General features: G+C 47.7%; 16 protein-coding genes. 8 read left to right on the forward strand and 8 right to left on the reverse strand.

The features are described from left to right. Positions 1-2: 2 nt before the first annotated feature. The 7 genes from mraY to mraZ form a co-directional block, all read right to left on the reverse strand. The gene (mraY, locus tag ACWIP2_RS10620; protein WP_448519905.1) at positions 3-1,220 is read right to left on the reverse strand and encodes a phospho-N-acetylmuramoyl-pentapeptide-transferase; all 1,218 of its coding nucleotides are present in this window, start codon (positions 1,218-1,220) and stop codon (positions 3-5) included. Between the two features lie 8 nt (positions 1,221-1,228). Then, on the reverse strand, positions 1,229-2,692 hold the full coding sequence (locus ACWIP2_RS10625) for a UDP-N-acetylmuramoyl-L-alanyl-D-glutamate--2,6-diaminopimelate ligase (RefSeq protein ID WP_448519929.1): 1,464 nt from the start codon (positions 2,690-2,692) through the stop codon (positions 1,229-1,231). Positions 2,693-2,780: 88 nt separating this feature from the next. Next, a complete protein-coding gene (locus ACWIP2_RS10630; RefSeq protein WP_448519906.1) occupies positions 2,781-3,188 on the reverse strand; it encodes a hypothetical protein in 408 nt (135 codons plus the stop codon). Between the two features lie 46 nt (positions 3,189-3,234). Further along, positions 3,235-5,331, reverse strand: a complete 2,097-nt coding sequence (locus ACWIP2_RS10635; protein WP_448519907.1) for a penicillin-binding protein — start codon at positions 5,329-5,331, stop codon at positions 3,235-3,237. Positions 5,332-5,444: 113 nt separating this feature from the next. Next, a complete protein-coding gene (locus ACWIP2_RS10640) occupies positions 5,445-5,792 on the reverse strand; it encodes an FtsL-like putative cell division protein (protein ID WP_448519908.1) in 348 nt (115 codons plus the stop codon). Positions 5,793-5,798: 6 nt separating this feature from the next. Then, on the reverse strand, positions 5,799-6,704 hold the full coding sequence (rsmH, locus tag ACWIP2_RS10645; RefSeq protein WP_448519909.1) for a 16S rRNA (cytosine(1402)-N(4))-methyltransferase RsmH: 906 nt from the start codon (positions 6,702-6,704) through the stop codon (positions 5,799-5,801). Further along, the gene (gene mraZ, locus ACWIP2_RS10650) at positions 6,701-7,159 is read right to left on the reverse strand and encodes a division/cell wall cluster transcriptional repressor MraZ (protein ID WP_448519910.1); all 459 of its coding nucleotides are present in this window, start codon (positions 7,157-7,159) and stop codon (positions 6,701-6,703) included. The genes rsmH and mraZ overlap by 4 nt, the downstream gene beginning before the upstream one ends. 430 nt (positions 7,160-7,589) lie before the next feature. Here mraZ and ACWIP2_RS10655 point away from each other — a divergent pair, with 430 nt between their 5' ends. Both ACWIP2_RS10655 and ACWIP2_RS10660 read left to right on the forward strand, forming a co-directional pair. Then, complete coding sequence (locus ACWIP2_RS10655) at positions 7,590-11,492, forward strand: hypothetical protein (protein WP_448519911.1); 3,903 nt, start codon at positions 7,590-7,592, stop codon at positions 11,490-11,492. A 97-nt stretch (positions 11,493-11,589) separates the two neighbouring features. Beyond that, the gene (locus ACWIP2_RS10660) at positions 11,590-12,984 is read left to right on the forward strand and encodes a glycosyltransferase (protein ID WP_448519912.1); all 1,395 of its coding nucleotides are present in this window, start codon (positions 11,590-11,592) and stop codon (positions 12,982-12,984) included. On the opposite strand, the gene ACWIP2_RS10665 is transcribed toward ACWIP2_RS10660, so the two are convergent. Then, on the reverse strand, positions 12,974-13,612 hold the full coding sequence (locus ACWIP2_RS10665) for a class I SAM-dependent methyltransferase (protein WP_448519913.1): 639 nt from the start codon (positions 13,610-13,612) through the stop codon (positions 12,974-12,976). The genes ACWIP2_RS10660 and ACWIP2_RS10665 overlap by 11 nt on opposite strands. Before the next feature lie 115 nt (positions 13,613-13,727). Between ACWIP2_RS10665 and ACWIP2_RS10670 the strand changes: the two genes are divergently transcribed. The 6 genes from ACWIP2_RS10670 to ACWIP2_RS10695 all read left to right on the forward strand — a co-directional run bounded on the left by ACWIP2_RS10670 (position 13,728) and on the right by ACWIP2_RS10695 (position 19,464). Continuing rightward, on the forward strand, positions 13,728-15,071 hold the full coding sequence (locus tag ACWIP2_RS10670; RefSeq protein WP_448519914.1) for an alkaline phosphatase D family protein: 1,344 nt from the start codon (positions 13,728-13,730) through the stop codon (positions 15,069-15,071). A gap of 8 nt (positions 15,072-15,079) precedes the next feature. Further along, the gene (locus ACWIP2_RS10675) at positions 15,080-15,946 is read left to right on the forward strand and encodes a YicC/YloC family endoribonuclease (protein ID WP_448519915.1); all 867 of its coding nucleotides are present in this window, start codon (positions 15,080-15,082) and stop codon (positions 15,944-15,946) included. Further along, on the forward strand, positions 15,936-16,685 hold the full coding sequence (locus ACWIP2_RS10680; RefSeq protein ID WP_448519916.1) for a hypothetical protein: 750 nt from the start codon (positions 15,936-15,938) through the stop codon (positions 16,683-16,685). The genes ACWIP2_RS10675 and ACWIP2_RS10680 overlap by 11 nt, the downstream gene beginning before the upstream one ends. A gap of 205 nt (positions 16,686-16,890) precedes the next feature. Beyond that, the gene (locus ACWIP2_RS10685; RefSeq protein ID WP_448519917.1) at positions 16,891-17,517 is read left to right on the forward strand and encodes a hypothetical protein; all 627 of its coding nucleotides are present in this window, start codon (positions 16,891-16,893) and stop codon (positions 17,515-17,517) included. A gap of 98 nt (positions 17,518-17,615) precedes the next feature. After that, positions 17,616-18,191 carry an RNA polymerase sigma factor gene (locus ACWIP2_RS10690; RefSeq protein WP_448519918.1) on the forward strand — a complete coding sequence of 192 codons (576 nt, stop codon included), beginning with the start codon at positions 17,616-17,618 and terminating at the stop codon, positions 18,189-18,191. A gap of 4 nt (positions 18,192-18,195) precedes the next feature. Next, positions 18,196-19,464 carry a hypothetical protein gene (locus tag ACWIP2_RS10695; protein ID WP_448519919.1) on the forward strand — a complete coding sequence of 423 codons (1,269 nt, stop codon included), beginning with the start codon at positions 18,196-18,198 and terminating at the stop codon, positions 19,462-19,464. Positions 19,465-19,470: the final 6 nt, after the last annotated feature.

The following is a 19,470-nucleotide window of genomic DNA, read 5'->3' on the forward strand; positions in this document are numbered from 1 at the left end:
TATTATCTGATTTTCAAACTAATAACCGTAAACAATGCCAGCAATACCTGTGCAATCAGGAAGCGATTGACAATTTTCACTTCGTGCATGCCCTTTTTTTGGTAGTGATGGTGCAAGGGCGACATTAGGAAAATGCGCCGCCCTTCGCCATATTTCTTTTTGGTATATTTGAAGTAAGATACCTGAATCATAACAGACAGATTTTCTACCAGAAAAACGCCGCACAGCAGGGGAATCATCAGTTCCTTGCGAATAGCTACGGCAATTACTGAAATGAGCGCACCCAGCATTAGGCTGCCTGTATCGCCCATAAATACCTGCGCGGGGTAGGAGTTGTACCACAGAAAACCAATGCACGCGCCTACAAAGGCAAGGCAGAAGATTGTTAACTCTGCCGTATGCGGTATATACATGATATTGAGGTACTTAGCCGTAATGACGTTGCCGGAAACATAGGCCAGTACGGCCAGCGTAACGCCTATGATGGCCGAAGCGCCCGCCGCCAACCCGTCCAAACCATCAGTAATGTTTGCCCCATTGGAAACAGCGGTGATGATAAAAGTTACTACACCTACATACAGCGCCCAAAGGAAGTCGTCATTTGCCACCGGCCAGATGTCGGCATAGTCAAACTCATTGTTTTTGACAAAAGGAATAGTAGTTTTGGTGGACTTGACATCGGCAAAGTTGCCTTGTCGCACGGCTTGCACCACATTTTCAGCGGTAACTTTATCGTCGTAGTCGCGTACGACTACGTAATCGTTGAAATACAGCGTTGTGCCAACGATGATGCCCAGCGTAATTTGTCCTATGATTTTGAAGCGCCCTCGCAGCCCGTTCTTATTTTTGAGGAAAACCTTGATGTAGTCATCGGCAAAGCCAATCAGTCCTGCAAAAATTGTCGTAATTAGCAGCAGCACGATATAGACGTTGGTAATGCGGGTAAATAGCAACACGGGAATCAGTATGGCTGCCATGATGATAATCCCACCCATGGTGGGCGTTCCTTTTTTCTCGGTTTGCCCTTCTAATCCCAGTTCGCGGATGGTTTCGCCAATTTGCAGGCGGCGTAGGTAGTTGATAATTCGTTCGCCGAGAGTCATCCCTATGAGCAGTGAAACCACAGCCGCCATACCTGCCCGAAACGAAATATACTGGAACAAGCCCGCGCCCGGCAGGTCGAATTGTTTGTCCAGATATTGAAACAGATAGTAAAGCACTTGTCAGTTTAGTTTAGGGTTGATAAATACTCGGCTGCAATTTTTTTATCGTCAAAAGGCAATTTTACACCTTCAATTTCTTGATAGTCTTCGTGGCCTTTGCCTGCAATCAGGATAATATCGCCTGCCTTTGCCTGTGCAATAGCTGTTTTGATAGCTTGTCGGCGGTCGGCAATCACCTGTACGCGGTTGGAGGCATGGACAGGAACGCCCCTTTCCATATCTGCCAGAATCGCTTCGGGTTTTTCAAAGCGCGGGTTGTCGGAAGTCAGTATTACGCGGTCGCTGAATTGGCAAGCGATCGCCGCCATGAGAGGTCGTTTGGCCGCATCGCGGTTGCCGCCGCAGCCTACAACGGTAGTGATGGAATCTTTGCGCTGCCCTCGCAGCGATTGAATGGTTTGCAGCACATTTTTCAGCGCATCGGGCGTATGTGCATAGTCAATAATAGCTGTTGTGCCGTTGGCTGCCATCAGGCGGTCAAATCGGCCTGACGCGCCGTCTAATTGGCTCAAAATAGTCAGCGCTTGCTCGGCATCTTGGCCAAGCAAAACGGCGGTGCCGTAAACGCCCAACAGATTGTAGGCGTTAAAATCGCCGATGAGTCGAAACCAGACTTCTCTGCCATTGATCTCCATTTGCAAGCCGCGAACGGTGTTTGCCAGCACCTTGCCTTTGAAGTCGGCAGGGGAATGCAATGCAAAAGTATTGACCCTGCCCGCCGTATTTTGTACCATCACTGCGCCACGCTTGTCATCTTTATTAATCAATGCGAAAGCATTTTTATCCAATCCGTCAAAAAACATTTTCTTGGCGCGGATGTAAGCATCGAACGTGCCGTGATAATCTAAGTGATCGTGGGTGATATTGGAAAAAATAGCTCCTGCAAAGGTCAGTCCGGCGGTGCGGTACTGCACCAGCGCGTGCGAACTTACTTCCATAAATGCGTGCGTACATCCGTCGGCTATCATCTGCGCCAGCAGGGCGTTGAGCGATACCGCATCGGGGGTAGTATGTGTAGCGGGTATTTCCTTCTCGCCAATCAGGTTGCGAATGGTAGAAATCAGCCCGACTTTGTAGCCTAATTTGGTGAAAAGCTGATGCAACAGGGTAACGGTAGTGGTTTTGCCGTTTGTACCCGTGATGCCTGTCAGTTTCAACTTTTGGGAAGGATAATCGTAGTAAGCAGCGGCCAGTTTGCCAAGCGCCTCGGCGCTGTTTGCCACCTGTACGAGGCAGCAGTCGGCAGGTACTGTTTCAGGCAGTGTTTCGCATACGATGGCGGCTGCCCCGCGCTGTATTGCCGCCGCTATAAAGGCATGTCCATCGGCTTGCGTGCCTCTGACCGCCACGAAAACATCCCCTGCCGCCACTTTTCGGGAATCAAAAACGATTTGCCCGATGGCAACAGATGTATCGCCCTGTATCTTGATAGGATTGATGGCGGGCAATATGTGAGCTAATGTTTTAATAGTCGTATCAAGTTTGTGTGTATTTATACAAACCTGACGGGCTTTACAAAACCCGTCAGGTTGAAATTCAATCAGGTTTTAACACCTCTTAAAGCGCATATCGCGCAATCAGATACAGTACCAGACCGAGGAACAGTGCACCGCCACCCGCAGGATAGCCACCACCGATACCCAGTACACCCAGTACGATACCAACCAGACCAATGATAATCAGGATGATGCCGATAGTTTTCAGCAAGCCTTTAATGTCATCCATCGGACGCTTGATTTGGCGGAGCTTATCTGCCAACTGATCCATTTTATGCTCTGCTTTCTGGATCAGGCGCATCTGGCGCTTGTCGGTATTTGCTTGCGGCTGCATCATCTGCTCGATTTGCATCTTTGCATTTTCTGCATCGCGCTGCTCGGCGCTCATTGCCTTAGGTGCAGTAGCTGCAAAGATTTGCCCTAATGACAAGCCTAACCATAGAAGGGTGAAAACGATTTTCTTCTTCATTTTTAAACGGGTTTTAAGTTAAAAACTGACCGACTTGGAGCAAAAATTAGCCCAGCCGCAGGAATATTCTATCGCCTTTGTTGAATTTAGTTCCTGCCAATAAGGACTGCTGTTTGACTTTGCCTTTGCCGGTAAAAAGGACTTTCAATCCTTTGTTTTCAAGAATGTAAACCGCATCGCGCATGGTCATACCGACCACGTTAGGCACGATGCCTGCCTGCATCCTATGTCCTAACATTTTCAGGGTATCGCTACCCGTGCGTACATAGACCCACGGCTCAGCGGTATAGCTCGCCTTGACAATATTCAATTTTTCTGAGATCAGATTCAAATCGGGCTGATAGCCTGATTTAGGTACAGCGGGTAACTGTACTGCTATCTTATCCTCCGGAACTAGTTCGCGGGTTAGTCGCTGCGAGTAGGCAAAGTCTGCAATGTCGCGGAAGACAGGGGCTGCTGCTGTTGCTCCGTAGCCGCCTTCAGGGCTATCCACAATCACGATACAACTGTAGATTGGTTTTTCGGCAGGGAAGTAGCCTACAAAAGAGGTGTAGTGCTTTTCTGTGTAAGAGCCGCTCACCACTTTTTCCGATGTTCCGGTTTTACCTGCAATTTTGAAATACTCGCTGCGAATACTTTTAGCTGTTCCGTTTTCTACTACGCCTACCATCAGCTCGCGCATTTTGGCTACCGTATTGGCGGAAACCAGTTTGTCGCCTTTCACACCTGTTTCAAATTCTTTGACAACTTTGTTTCCGTTCATTACTCGCTTAACAATGTACGGCTTTACCATGTAGCCATTGTTGGCAAGTGCATTACAAAATGTCAGTGTGTGCAGTGGAGTGAGTTGCAGTTCATAACCAATAGACATCCATGGGAGCGTTGCACCGCTCCATGTAGGATCGTTGGGGCGCTTAACAAAAGGTGCAGGCTCGCCAATCATCTGAAAATCTAACTTTTGTGTCAGCCCGAACTTGTCTAAATATTCCAAAAATCGCTCAGGATTTTTTCGGAAATATTTGAAAGCCAGTTTAGAAATACCGATGTTAGAAGAGTACTCAAAAGCCTGCTTCACTGTCAATCTGCCGTAGCCACCTTTTTTAGTATCCGTCATTATAGCATCTCCAAAAAACTGGTAGATTCCGTTGCCGGTCTGCACTGTATCGGTCAGGCTGATATTAGCTTCTTCCATCAAAGCTGCCATTGTGGCAATTTTAAAGGTAGAGCCCGGCTCGGCAAGTCCTGTTATTGCGTAGTTGTTGTCTTCTACATACCTTCCATTTTTGTCTTTACTCAAGTTGACAATTGCTTTAACAGCCCCTGTTTTTACCTCCATAACTATCACTGAGCCAAAATCCGCATTGCGTGCAGCAAGTGCCTTTTGCAGCGCCTGCTCGGCATGTGCCTGTAAATCTATGTTGATAGTTGTCTGTATATCTAAACCATCTTCGGGGCGGATGTAAGAGCCATCATTGACGGGTTTCCACTGCTCTGTTCCGATTTTCTGGAAGATAGCCTGCCCGTCGCGGCCTGCCAAGACGTGCTGGAAGCTAAACTCCAGCCCGCGTCCAACTACTTTTTTGCCACTGTCTTCTTGTACAAAACCAATGGTACGGCGTGCGAGGTTGTCGAAGGGCTTAAACCTGCGTTCTGTTTTTTCGAAGAATATACCTGCTTTGCGCCCCATGCTTACCATTGGCCAAGCGCTGATTTCATCTTTCAGCAAATAGTCAAAAGGTTCTTTGGTAAGAATTTTATAGCGTTTCTTATCGGCACGTGCAGCCACCAATTCTTTTATCCATTGCTGTTTAGTTTTTTCGCCAAAGCGTTCAGCAAGCAGTGCAGCAAGGGTATCTATATTCCGGTTAAAGACCGTATCCTTAGAGAAATATGGATCTATTGCCAGCCGATAGTAAGGCAAATTGGTAGCCAGCAGGCTGCCGTCGTCTGCAAGAATATTACCACGGTTAGCTTTGATCTTCTGGAAAGAAACGCCGTTTTCGCTGGCTTTCTTCTCCCAGAGTTCGCCTTGCCAGACCTGAATCACCAGAATTTTCAACAGGACAAGTACCGAGATTCCTACCATGCCGTAGAAGGCAAGGCGTACACGCGATAAGATGGAATTGCGAATGCTTTTGCTCACTTTTTTCCTGTTTCTAATAAGTACAACAATTGGTTGTGCCTTCAGCAGAAGGCATGGTCAATCGGGAACATCTGTTATTTGGTTTGTACAAATAATAAGGGGTAAATTTATTGCTATTTGTCTGCTGTCAATTCATATGCGGGCTTGTCGTTTTCGACCAGCCCCAACTGATTGACTTTGGTTGAAATGACTCCTCGCTTACTGCCCATAATGAACTGTGCGCGAAGCATCGTGTACTCGGTGCGAAACTCTGCAACCTCTTTCCTCAGGCGGTTGAGTGTGCGTATGTTTCGGTCGGCATAATGCAGGTTAGCTATGTAAAGCAGCCCGCATGTTGCCATCAATAGGAAATAACCTACCCATCCACTCAAAATTTTTCCGGGCTGTGCTGCCTTTAGCCGGGTAAGTAGCCTGCCCTGCGTATTTTGCTGCCTTTTAGGTCTGTTTACTGCTAGTGCCATAACTGTTTATGTTTTGACTGCTATCCGCATTTTTGCACTGCGGGCGCGGTTGTTCTGTTTTATTTCTTCTTCCGAAGGCTTTATTACCTGTCGGTTGAGTGCCTTTAGCGGTTTGATTTCGTTGCCGTAGAGGTCTTTTTCTACCTCGCCTTCAAACTTTCCTTTGTTGATAAAATTTTTCACTAATCGGTCTTCCAGCGAGTGGTAGGAAAGCACCACCAGCCTACCACCGGGTTTGAGCAACTCTGCTGCCTGTTGCAACATGTCGCGCAGCGCACCCATTTCATCGTTGACCTCTATACGCAAGGCTTGAAAAACCTGTGCGTAATATTTGTATGCCTTAAATCGGGGCGCAAATTTCTCCAAAACAGCCAGTAGGTCTGCAATGGTCAGGATCGGCTTGCGCGCCCTATCCGCTACGATGCCTTCTGCCAGTGTTTTGGCATTGGTAATCTCACCGTAGCGTCCAAGCATTTTGTGCAAGGCTGCTACATCGTAGTTGGCGATGATGTCGGCTGCCGAAACAGGCTGTTCCCTATCCATGCGCATGTCCAAAGGCGCATCAAACCGAATGGAAAAGCCGCGTTTTGCTTGGTCAAACTGGTGCGAGGAAACGCCCAGATCTGCCAGTATGCCGTCTAATGCTGTTACGCCGTAAACTTTCAGATAACGTTTGGCAAAACGAAAATTAGACCTGATAAAGGTAAAGCCTTTATAGTCAATTTTAGCGGCTTGCTCGGCTGCGTCCCAATCCTGATCGAAAGCAAAAAGCCTCCCATTTTCGAGTTTTTCAATGATCGCACGGCTGTGTCCTCCACCACCAAAAGTCAAGTCTGCATAAGTGCCGTTAGGGTTGGTAATAAGTGCTTCCACGCTTGGTTGCAAAAGCACCGGAATGTGGTATTCACTCATTGTAATTTGTCCTCCCTACCAAAAACACGCTCTGCCATTTGTGAAAACTGCTTAGCATCCTGCACCAACGAGGCTTCGTAGGCATCCGGTTGCCAAATTTCTACACGATTACCTGCACCAACTACGATAGCATCTTTCTCGATATTGGCATATTTGAGCATGGTACGCGGCACTAAAAAACGCCCTGCTGAATCCAGTTCGACTTCGGTATTACCTCGAAAAAAATTCCGTTGAAAATTGCGATACTCCTCCACAAACTCATTCAGCGCAATTACCCGTTCGGACAGTTCTTTCCAGTATACCAAGGAATATAAGATGATGCAAGGCTCGAAACCACGCGTCAATACAATAGTCGCTGCCGCTTCCGCAGGTAGGGCAGCCTTGATTTTAGCAGGTAAAACCAGTCGTCCTTTTGCATCTAACTTACATTCATATTCGCCACTAAATACAGGCATTTCTAAAAACTTAAAGCATCACTTTAACTTTATGAGACAAAGCTAAGAATTCATTTCAAAAAATCAACCACAATTTCCCACTTTCTCCCACTTTTTATTCTTTTTCTCCCACAGATCGCAATTTTAACGCCATTCTCTTCTCAAAAAATGTTGATTTTGAACTTTAAAAATGTTTTTTCAGCGTAAGATTTTACACAAATGAAAATCATAAAATATTGATATATAACATTTTATAACACCTAAGTTAAATTTAAACTTTAATGAATCTGTCTGTTAAACCTAAAATGGGCTGCAAAAAAATGCTGTTCACAAAAACTGTTGAATTCCATAAATGAGGCATTATTTTGGGTCTTGGATTAGCTGATCGGGAACAATAATGCACCAAAAGGGCTTTATGTACTTTTTAAGGAAACGGAAACGCTTTCGGCTGGTGGCAACACTGGTAGCTTTTTCGGCATTCTTTTTATTTACAAAGTGGCTGCAATCTTACACTGACCAACTCTTGGGGCAGGCAATCGCTGAATTGATAGTCAGAGAAACTAAGGGGGAATATACAGTACAGTATGAAGATCTACAGTTTGAAGTGCTTAAAAACAAGTTACAACTCTCGCAACTTGCGATCCTCCCTCATCCTATCAATACTGCAACGGTTGCCAACCGCTATTCACTGCGGGTAAAATCTGTTGCATTGGAAACAGAAAGTCTCTGGCAGATCTACTTTACCAGAGAGTTGAATATCATCGGCTTAACTTTTATCAAGCCAGATATCGAAGTAGAAAGTTTTGCACAGTCGGCACAAAAAAATCCGACCTTCTCGCGCGAAACGGGCAATCTTTACCTGCTGATTAAAAATTATTTAGACAAATTTCAGATCAAACATTTTGCACTCTATCAGGCTTCTTTTGGCTTCGTGCAGCATGGTGAAGCAAGCACTACCAACTACCGTTTCAGGCATATCAATTTTGTGCTGCAAAATCTGGTCATTGATTCGGCTTCGGTACACAACCGCAAAAAGATTTTCTACGCCGATGGTTTTGACCTAAGTATTGACGGTCAGGAAATTATGCTGCCCGACAGCCTTCATGCGTTTACTTTTGATAAACTGGAAATCAGCACACAAAAATCGGCTATCACATTTCGCAATTTTCGCCTACTGCCTCGCCAGAGACTTCCTGCACATAAGCATGCTTATCAGATGAGCGTGCCGGAGCTTAGCCTCGAAGGCGTTGATTTTGCGAGAGCCTATAATGACAATAGTCTGATTATTAAGAATTTGCAAATCATTAAGCCGGATATAGCCATTGATCGTGCGGCAGATGCAGCATCCAAAGCAGGCAGTTGGCAACCGGATCGCACATTTCTCAAAATTATGGCAACAGTTTTTGACAGTGTAGCTATTGGCAAGTTCTATTTACAACAGGGTGCATTTGCACTTTTCCAAGGCAAAAGCCCCAAACTACTGCTTCCGCATTTAGACTTCGGACTGGACTCTTTTGCGTTTGCATTGCCCGATACCTCGGCGAGTGCTAGCTTTCCAAAGCTGAAAAATGCAGTACTGACACTGCGCAACCAACGATTCTTTATCGGCGATAGCCTCTACAATGTGCATCTGCGGTATCTGCGGCTGACATCGCATCCAGCGCAGTTAACTGCTGCGGGCATTACCCTCAGGGAACGACAGAGTAGCACCTGGCAGCAGCGCCTGAAAACTGACTCGCTCGTTGCAAAGCTCCACCGATGGGAATCTGTAGCAGAAGGGAAGCGATGGCACTTCTCGACCCTCCAATTGGAACGACCTGTTGTCAATATGCGTCTGCCTGCCGGCGCGAGCAATCCAATAACTGAGCTAAACGCACTGAACAACAGTATATTAATAGACCTACTAAAAATTAGTGAAGGCGAATTAAATATGACAGATGCACAGCAATCGGTACACCTGAAGGGCTGCCATCTGCAAATAGAACGACTTTCGCTGCCTGCTGCGATCAACTTGTGGGCAGCAAAGCTACCTGAAAGCCTGATCCGGCTGCGTATTGGCGAAAGCAAACTGCAACTTGCAAAGCTACAGTTGGAACTGGGTGTTACACAGTTGCAAACGCGCAATGGCTTGCTGCAGGCATCAGGTACGGCTTTTGCTTTTCGGACGGATAATAGTGGAATACGCGCTGCGCAGGGCAATGTTAAAAGTTTCAGCCTGAAAAATCTGGATATCAGACACTTGCTCAAAGGCAACTGGCAACCTGTTTTTGATACGCTACAGCTTGTCAGCGCTGAGTTGCGCCTGACCGTAGAACAGCCCGCAACAGACCAAGCGCCATTTCCCCTGTCAATGCGCGGTGCAATTCTTATGCAGCAGGCAGCCGTTACCCTCAAAGGCAGCAATAACGACTTTCTCAAGTTGTGGGGGATCAACGGCACAATGAATTTCGGATCGGACGAACTGCCCTTGCTCAAACAAGAAGGCAGCGGCATTTATGGGCTTTGGAAGGGCTACCGCATAGCAGGCAGTCAGCCTGAGATAGATACAGACAAGAGGCTGCTCGCACTCCGGCAGTTTACACTCTACACTGTACATGGCGACTCGGCTCGACTATCGCTCAGGCAGTTATCTGTGCGCGGATGGGATACCCAATCGCTTCTGCGGCACAAATACCTCAAAATAGATACTTTGCAGATAGATCAGTTGCAAGGGCACTTTGTCGGCAGGGTTTCACAGCAATTGCCTACGCCTTTCGACAGCCTGTACATTGGTCAAATAACAGCCTCAAGCGATAGCCTGCGGCTGGAGCTACCCGCCGCTATGCGCCTCCAAACAAGGCAATTGTATGCGCGGCTTTCAGCTATCCACAACAGCCCTACAGCCATTTCATTAGCTGCGATCGAAGCCTTCCGCGCGGGAGAAACAAACCTACAGCTACAACCCGTTACGCTGGCATTTGCAGATGCCCAGCTATCGGATGCAGCATTGCAAGAGCTTCAGTTCAACGAGCTAACGCTGCAACACAAAGATTTTGACGGCAGTTTCAAGCAAGCATCGCTATCGCTGCCCGAAAAAAACTGGCAGAAAGGACAAGCGCCCGCATTGGGCAGTTTATCGCTGGTCAATGGCGAGGTGCAGTTGCATCCCGACTCGGCGCAACAGGCTTTTTCGCCGCTCGCACATCCACGCATCAGCAATCTGTACGTAACACGCACGCAACTCAAAAGCGAGCGATTAGCCGCCGATATTCACCTATTGCACGTAGAGCAGCCTTTCCAAACCGATGAGCAGTCATTTGTTCATCTGCATGCAGGCAATGTACGGTGGCGACTCCCCAACAATCGCGATTTACTGCGGGTAGGAACTGTTTTCTACGAGCCGATTAGCCGCCGTCTGATGCTGGACAGCATCAGCCTGCGCCCGAATATGGACATCAACGAATTTTACATACGCTATCCCGTTCGCCGTAGCTATGACAGCTATGCCGCTCGTCAGGTGGTTATCCATGCACCGCAATGGCGCAGGTTATTTGCAGGAGAAGGTTTTTTTGCAGGTTTTGCCAGTGTTGATCGGTTCGACTGTAATGTATTTTTAGACACTAATTTTCCGCGCTTAGGCAACAAACGCTTGTTTCCACTCGATCAATTTGCCAAAATGCCCTTTGAAGTGCGCATAGACACCATCCAATTGTCGAATAGTGAAATACATTACCGCGAAAAAAACCGTTATCAGGAAGTGGCGACCCTTAATTTAAATCAAATCAGAGGACACATTTACGGTCTTCACAACCGCGCTGCAAGCAATGAAAGCATCCGCCTGCACATCAAAGGCAGCCCTGAAGGCATCGGTGAGATAGATTTCGATATTTTTTTTGCAGCAGGCAGCCAAACGGGCGAACATCGAATAGAGGCTACCTTCGACAGCATTCCTATTACCATATTTAATGGACTGGTAGAACCTATGGCAGGTGTGCGCATCAGACGCGGGCAGATTACGAACGGCAGTATGGTTGTCCGCGTCAATCACGAAAAAGCAACGGGTAAAATGTGGCTCTACTACAACAATCTGAAATTCAGCATTCTAAGCCGCCGCACAACCGATCAGGAAGAAGTAATCGTGCGGCGCAGCACGCTGCTGAGCATCCTTGCCAATACGCTCATTCGCAACAAGAACAGGCGCATGCTTCTCTACAAAGGACGGGAAGGATACATAGCACAAGTACGCGAACCCGACAAATCTATTTTTACCTTCTGGGGGCGCATCATCCTAAACGGTGCGCTCAGCAGCATCGGCATTGGGCAACGCACGCAGGACAAGTGGCAGCAACAAATCCGCGAACGGGCACAAAGGTAGGAATGCACCTTCCCAACTATCAGTTTTTCGCTGAAATATGCGTTATTTGCGCGGAAAATTTCTGATTTACCAACACTAAAATACTCTGGCAAAAACTGTGGTACGACCAAAGGTATTAATGCTCGGCTGGGAGTTTGCCCCCGCCATTTCGGGTGGGCTGGGACAGGCTACCTATCAGTTGGCAAAGGCAATCAGCAAATATGCTGACCTTACTGTTATTATTCCCTATTTGCCCGAAAAGGCGCAACTGCCCTCCGGTTTTGAAACGCTGGCAATCAACCAGATAGACGCGGGAGAAACGATTACTGCCGACGATCCAAAGCAAGCCACTCCTTACGGCGCATTTGCAGAGGTCATGCTGATTACCACCGAACTCAGCCCCTACCCTATTCCGGTGCGGCGGACGATTATGGTAGAAAGCGACGACTCGCCCGAACTGCTGCCCCCGCAAGCAATTACAACTCCAGACAGCACTGCCAACACGCCAATGGACGCGCGCCGCATCCGCAACTTGTTTGCTTCGGGCGAAGCCTATGGCAGCAACACAATGGAAAAGGTGCTGACTTTTACACAAACTGTTTTACAATTAGTCGAAGGCAGGACTTTTGATATTATCCATACACACGACTGGCTGACCATGCAGGCGGGCGTAGCTCTCAAAGACAAACTCGGCATTCCGCTGGTTGCGCACATTCACTCTTTGGAGACAGACCGCTGCGGGCCTGCTGCTTGCCAAGCAGAAAATGCCATCTATCGCATCGAATATATTGGCATGACCGAAGCCGATCTGGTTATTCCCGTTAGCCACTATACAAAAAATCGCATTGCCGAGTACTACCCAAACATAGACCGCAGCAAAGTACACGTTGTGTACAATGCTATTAACCCCGACGAAGGGCTTTTTGCGCCTGCTGCCGTTCCTGTAGCGGCGTTGGAAGCGCCTAAACGCAAAATGGTGCTGTTTGTAGGGCGCGTAACCTACCAAAAAGGGCCTGATTTTCTGCTGGAAACTGCTACCAAGATTATCGCACAAGATCCCGAAGTACTCTTCGTAGTAGTAGGTACGGGCGATTTGCACGACTGGCTGGCATCCGAAATTGCCAGTCGGGGCATTGGAGCAAACTTTATTTTGGCGGGCTTCCTGAGTCCTGAGCGCGTAGCGGCGCTGATGCGCACGGCAAGCGTATATTTTATGCCTTCTGCCTCCGAACCCTTTGGGCTTTCTGCCTTAGAGGCAGGTTTGGCAGGCATACCGATGGTGATTTCTGCACAGTCGGGTGTTTCTGAAGTATTGGATTTTGTACTCAAAGCCAATCCTTGGGATACAGACCGCTTCGCGCATTACATACTCGCGCTGCTCAACAATCCGGCGCTTGCCAAAGTATTGTCGGAAGAAAACCGCCGTACTATTAGTAAAATGAGTTGGGACGATGCGGCTACGCAGGTAATGGCGCTGTATCGCTATTTGTCTAAGACAAAGCCTAATCTTTGACAAACAAGTAGAGGCTTCGCTTCAGCCCCGTATCGGTTTGGTAGTGGATGGTTTCGAGATGCCTGAAGCCTGCGCGCAAGCCATAGTTAATCAACTCCTCTTCCAAAGGCAAATAGGCATCAATGCGTCCCCATTCGGTATCAACAACGATTTTTCGTTCGTCTATCGGTTTGCCCACATAGCGAATTTCGCGGGGAATCTCTAAGGCCAACACACCGCCGGGATTGAGGTGTGCAAAGAGTTGTCCAATCACCGCCTGTTGCTCTTCAGGGGTAAACTCTAGCATACCCGACCACATCCAGAGTAAGGCATCAGAGTTCTGCGGATAATGCTCGCGCTTGATGTCGCCTTCAAATATCACTGCATCTTGGCTACACTCCTCGCGCAATACCTGACAAAGCTCAGGGCAGCGCTCCTGTGCCACTATTTTTCCTTTAAAGCCGTTGGTTTTCAGCGCTTTTACAATTCTGCCATAGCCTGCGCCAATTTCGATCAGCAGTTGTGCATCTCTGATAAAAGGCATCAGCAAAGGAATCTCGGGCCCTCGCTCCAAACCCTGCAATACTGCCATTTCGCGCAACTTATTTGCACCTATCCGGCGATAAAAATCTATATTTGCGTCATTCATAGGGCTGCTAATTTAGCAGTTTTGATTGATTTGCTATTGTGTCTATTGTGAAATTACTGCCATATCAACTGCAGTCATATTCCTTTAGCATGTTATTCTCACGTACTACACTACAATGAAAAATTTATTTTCCCTCCTGTTTACATTATTGCTACTTTGGGGTACAGCCATTGCCCAAAACACCAACCTCCTCCAGTCAGGGCCTATGGTGGGCTATTCTGCCATGAAAGAAACCGCTCTCTGGGTACAAACCACTGCTCCGGCAACTGTCTATTTTGAATACTGGGATAAAGACCAGCCTCAGAAGCGCTATCGCACCGAGAGCTACACTACCAAAAAATCGGAAGGCTACACAGCTACACTAATTGCAGACGAACTGCAACACGGTAAAAAATATGCCTACGAACTGTTTATCAATGGCAAAAAGGCATCCCGCAATTATCCGCTTGAGTTTCAGAGTCAAGTTTTGTGGCAATACCGAACCGACCCGCCCAACTTCAAATTTGCGCTGGGCAGTTGCACCTACATCAACGACACTATAGACGATCGCCCGGGCAGACCTTACGGCGGGTATTACGAAATTTTCACGAAAATCTACGAGCAAAAGCCCGATTTTATGGTCTGGGGTGGCGACAACGTGTACCTCCGCGAGCCTGATTTTGATTCCAAAACAGGCATCCTGTACCGCTATACCCACACCCGATCAGTCAAAGAAATGCAGCCGCTGCTTGGTTCAGTGCACCACTATGCTATTTGGGATGACCATGAATATGGCCCAAATGACTCCGACGGCAGCTACTCGTTCAAACATCTGACCGACGAAGCCTTCAAAAGGTTCTGGGCAAACCCTAATTACGGCCCCGGCACAGGTGGTAAAGGCATCAGCGGCACTTTCCAGTGGGGCGATGCCGAATTTTTCCTCTTAGACAACCGCTATTTCCGCACAGCCAACGACAACCACGTTATGCCGCGCAAACTACTCGGCGATGCACAACTTGAATGGGTCATCAATGCGCTCATTGCCAGCAAAGCAACCTTTAAGTTTGTAGTAATTGGCTGTCAGGTACTCAATCCGGCGCAGGTTTTTGAGAACTATTCTACTTATCCCGAAGAACGCGCCCGTTTGTTGCAAGCTATTCGCGATGCTAAAATCGGAGGTGTGTTCTTCATCAGCGGCGACCGCCACCACACCGAACTGACCATGCTCAAAGAAAACGACCGCGTACCTGCGCTTTACGACCTGACCGTTTCACCGCTGACATCCGGTCCAGCCCGCAATGTAAATGAGCCTAACACGCTGCGCGTCCCTAATACGATGGTCAACGATCGCAATTTTGCTACTATTGAAGTTACAGGCCCGCGCAACGACCGCAAACTGACCATCAAGGTTTTTGACTACACAGGCAAAGAGCAGTGGACAAAAGAAATCACTGCTAAAGAAATTAGTAATACCAAATGATTAAATCTATGACCGGCTACGGAGTCGTACAAATCGAAAACGACCAGTACAGCCTGACAACAGAAGTCAAATCGTTGAACTCTAAAACTTTAGATCTGTTTACCAAGATCGGACACGCCTTTTCCGACAAGGAAATTGATGTGCGAAACTACGTGGCGCAGCAATTGGAACGCGGCAAAATCAGCGTAGTAGTCAACTATACGCGCAAAGCAGAAGTGGAAGGACGCATGAAAATCAATCGGCTATTAGTAACGCAGTACTACAACGACCTGAAAGAAACAGCCGACCAGATGGGCGCAGTAAGCCCTGACCTATTCCGCTTGGCACTTTCTATGCCTGATGCCTACGAGCAGGCAAGCCCTACCCCCGCTTCAGACAGCGAGTGGCAAGCCGTTTGGGAGAGTATTGTCCGCGCAACAGCCCTGTGCGATGCTTTCCGCATCAAAGAAGGACAGTCGCTGGACGAGATGCTCAGAGGTAGCATCGGTGTCATCCGTAAGCAATTAGAGGCTATTGATGCCGAAGACCCCAAACGAATGGCACATCTGCGCGAAAAAATCAGGCAGCAAGTTAGCGAACTGATCGAGAAGAATGCTCTCGACGAAAATCGCTTCGAGCAGGAGTTGATCTTCTATGCCGAAAAATTAGATATCGCCGAAGAAAAAGTACGCCTGAAGAGCCATCTGGACTACTTTCTGGAAGCAATGGACGAGCCTGTCTCCAATGGTAAGAAGCTCAACTTCATTGCACAAGAAATAGGACGCGAAATTAATACCGTCGGCTCTAAGGCAAACGATGCTGCCTTGCAGCGATTAGTAGTTGTAATGAAAGAAGAATTGGAAAAAATCAAAGAACAACTCAGCAATGTGTTGTAAACCTGTTGCTGCTTTACTGATTCTGTGCCTGTGCCAACTGACCGCTCAGGCACAGACAGTACTGCCGCTGGTCAGGAGCTGGGCAGATCGCCCTGTATTTTTTGCTACTGCCAATGCCGAGCGCTACCAGCAGCGCGGCAGTTTTCTCTTCGCGCAGTTGCAGCAGGCAATCAGTCAGCCCGGATTGTCGGCTACTATCGGCTACGAACAGCGGCTGACGCGCCGTTGGTTTATCGGTGGCAGTATCATGCCCACAACAGTAGATAATAGCAACACTTTCTCTTACAGCCTGAATACAAGCCACTCGGGCAAAATAGCCAAATGGCAGTTTCTCAAGCAGGTTGCCTACACCTTACAAAGCGATCAACTGAACTCATTCAACTTCCTGACAGCGCTTACCCGCAATTTTTCTATCGGAAAAGAACAACTGCTACGACCCATATTTAGCTATCAGGCAAGTATTTTTCCGGGCAGCAGTATCCACCCGCGCACCATTGACCAGACAAGAGCGCAAGCCGAACTGGCGTGGTTTCCCAAAGAAACCTACAGCATCGGGCTGTTTTTTGCACAAAGCACCAGCTACTTTATTGCACTCGGGCGCTTTGATGCTAATGGCAACGTCATAGAACCCGAAAGGCGGCTCAACCTCAACACAGCTATTATTGGGCTGCGATTGCACCTGCTGCTCAACCTACAGGCTGTAGATAATCGAGAACAAATGCGCATACTCCCCTACTGAGCTACAATTTTTTTTGAACTGCTGCAACGCCTGTAAGAAAACAGACGTAAAAAAAGTAGTTATAACAAATTTATGTAACGGGTCAATCACCCCAGAGGTGTTCAATATCGGTAGCAATAATTGCCCTGTAACACGCCTTTTAGCGTGTGCTTATGTAGATAAAAACTGCATCGTACCTGATTCATTTTAGCATTGCATTACTGTCATGGAGCGCAAATTCAAATATTTCGGCCTTGTTGCATTCGCTATACTTTTATTGGGCTTGCCTGCCTGCGAACATGACAAAGTCAGTCCCCAAGAGGGAGAAGAAGTTGCCTGTGGATTAGAAGTAACTGCTGTTCAGATGTCCTGTGCAGCTTATGGCGCGTTTGGCAATATTTATTTCTTCACCGATCGGGGAGAGTATATTCAACCTTGGGAAATGTTCCCCACATTTGCGCCGGTAGCCATTCAGGCGGGCAAGCGCTACATCATCGGCTATAAGAAAGTCAGTCGCGACAATCGCTACAAAGACCTTATCCGCTGCACGCTTTACGATGAAAAGGTAGAAAAGGCCACACCCGTTCAACTTACTTGCCTGAGCGAAGTTGGCTGCGCTACTACAGAAGCTACTGTCAGCGATATGCGCCCTGTGGACGGCTGCCTCGAGTTTGTGCTGGACGATGGCGAAAGACTGCTCGCCGATATTGCCCATCTGGGTATTGCAGTAGCAGACGGCGAACGTGTGCGCTTTGCCTATACCATTGAAGACGGCATCATCCCCTGTGGCACACGTATTCCCACTATTGGTAAAGTTGCTAGAGTTAAATGTCTGGAAAAAATTAACTTCTAAGTACGAATAAAGGCAACGAAACATGCTTCCCACTAAGCGCCTTATACCCAAACAACCATATGCAAAACAAGTTTAAGTTTTCAGCGTAATAGCTCAACATGACTTACCCGGTTCAAACAACGGGATCAGCAAATGCGACATCATCGCCCGAAGCAATAGAAATACAACTCATCCGCGACTGCCTTGCAGGTAAACGCGGCGCACAAGAGTTGTTCTACAAGCGCTTTTACGGGTATGTGATGAGTATTGCCCTGCGCTACTCCAAGCATACGGAAGAAGCCAAAGAAATAACCAATGACAGTTTTGTAAAAGCATTTCAGCACCTGAACCGCCACGACCAGCAGCGTTCGCTCAAGTCGTGGCTGCGCCGCATTGTAGTTAATACGGCATTGGACAGGCTGCGCAAAAACAAGCGCGAACTACACCAGACAGACATTCAGCAGCTTCCATTAGAAACACTCGACGAAGGAGTTATTGCAAGGCTTTCAGCGGAAGACATCATGCAAATGATACAAGACTTATCCGCTCCCCAGCGGGCAGTTTTTAACCTCTTCGAGATTGAAGGCTTCTCACACGAGGAAATCGGTGCAATGCTGGATATTCCCGTAGGAACTTCCAAATCGCACCTGGCACGCGCAAAAGTGAAGTTAAGACAAATGATTGCCAAGAAATAACCGTATGAACAAAGACTTTGACGATATATTAGCTAAAAAAATCAGGGAAAGCCTCGACGAGTATCCCGTTGCCTATGAAGCCGGCGCATGGGAGGAGTTTAGCCGAAACTACCTGAAGAAGCCGCCTGTCCCAATTATTCCTCTGTGGCAGCGGTACACCTTCCGTATAGCAGCGGCAGTATTAGTGATTGTTGCGGCGCTAAGTAGCATCTATTACAGCATTTCACAAAAAACACCTGCCGACATGGTAATCGCTCAACAAGCGCCCGCAAACACAACTGAACACTTAGCATTACCTGATGACAGCGATGTAGCACAGGCATCTGTAACGCCGTTGCACACGCCGTTGCACACGCCGTTGCTGGGGTCGTCCTCTATGCCGCCTCAAAAAACCGACAGTCGGAGCGCAGATCTATTCGCAAAAGGCAAAAGCAATATACAAACAGTAGCCAATTTTAGAGCAAACCCTCAGCCACAGGTAGCCACAGTACAGCCCGCTCCAACTGCTACAGCGACTACAATGGCAGCCATTGAGCCTCTATCACCTATTGACCTGCTGCCACTTGTTGCTACAGACAGCCTGCTGCCACAAATGCCCGCATTAGCGGAAATACAGACCGAAGCAGCCCTGCGCCTACCTAAGACAAATGTTATTAAAGCTGTAGCAGGAGTACAGGCGTTAAGCGGAATAGTCATGGGATCGCCTGAAAAAACAACCTCTTTTTATGGTGCCGGCTTAGGTTTGGATCTTTTTATTCAAAAAAAGATTGCACTCAGTACCAACCTGCAATTCGTACAAACTGCTTACGAAACCCCTGCCAGAACTTTCTTTGTCAGCAGTTTGAGCTTGCAGCGCAATCCGTTGGGGGCGCAGTCCGTACCCGGATATGCCAAAGAAACGCATTACGATCGCGTCAAACTCAATTTAGTACAACTACCGCTGACCATGAAGTACCTGATAAGTGATCAATTTTTTGTCAATATTGGCGGCATTAGCTACATGGCTACCAACGGCACACGCATAGAGAATGTCGCTCAAAATACACTTATGGGCAGATTGCACAATAGCGGCAGCCCTGCGCCTGTCGAAAACAGCATCCAGCCGTTTCGCTCGCTGTATTTAGGTGGTGGCGTTCGCCTCCCGATGAGAAATAATATCATCTTGCAGGTAGAACCTAATATCAACCTGCCGCTTGGCAATATTCTGCAAGACGTTAACCACACTTCATTACAATGGATCGGCTTACATATGAGCCTGTATTACGGGCGGTAATTTTAC

This window comes from Rhodoflexus sp. (assembly GCF_053489755.1).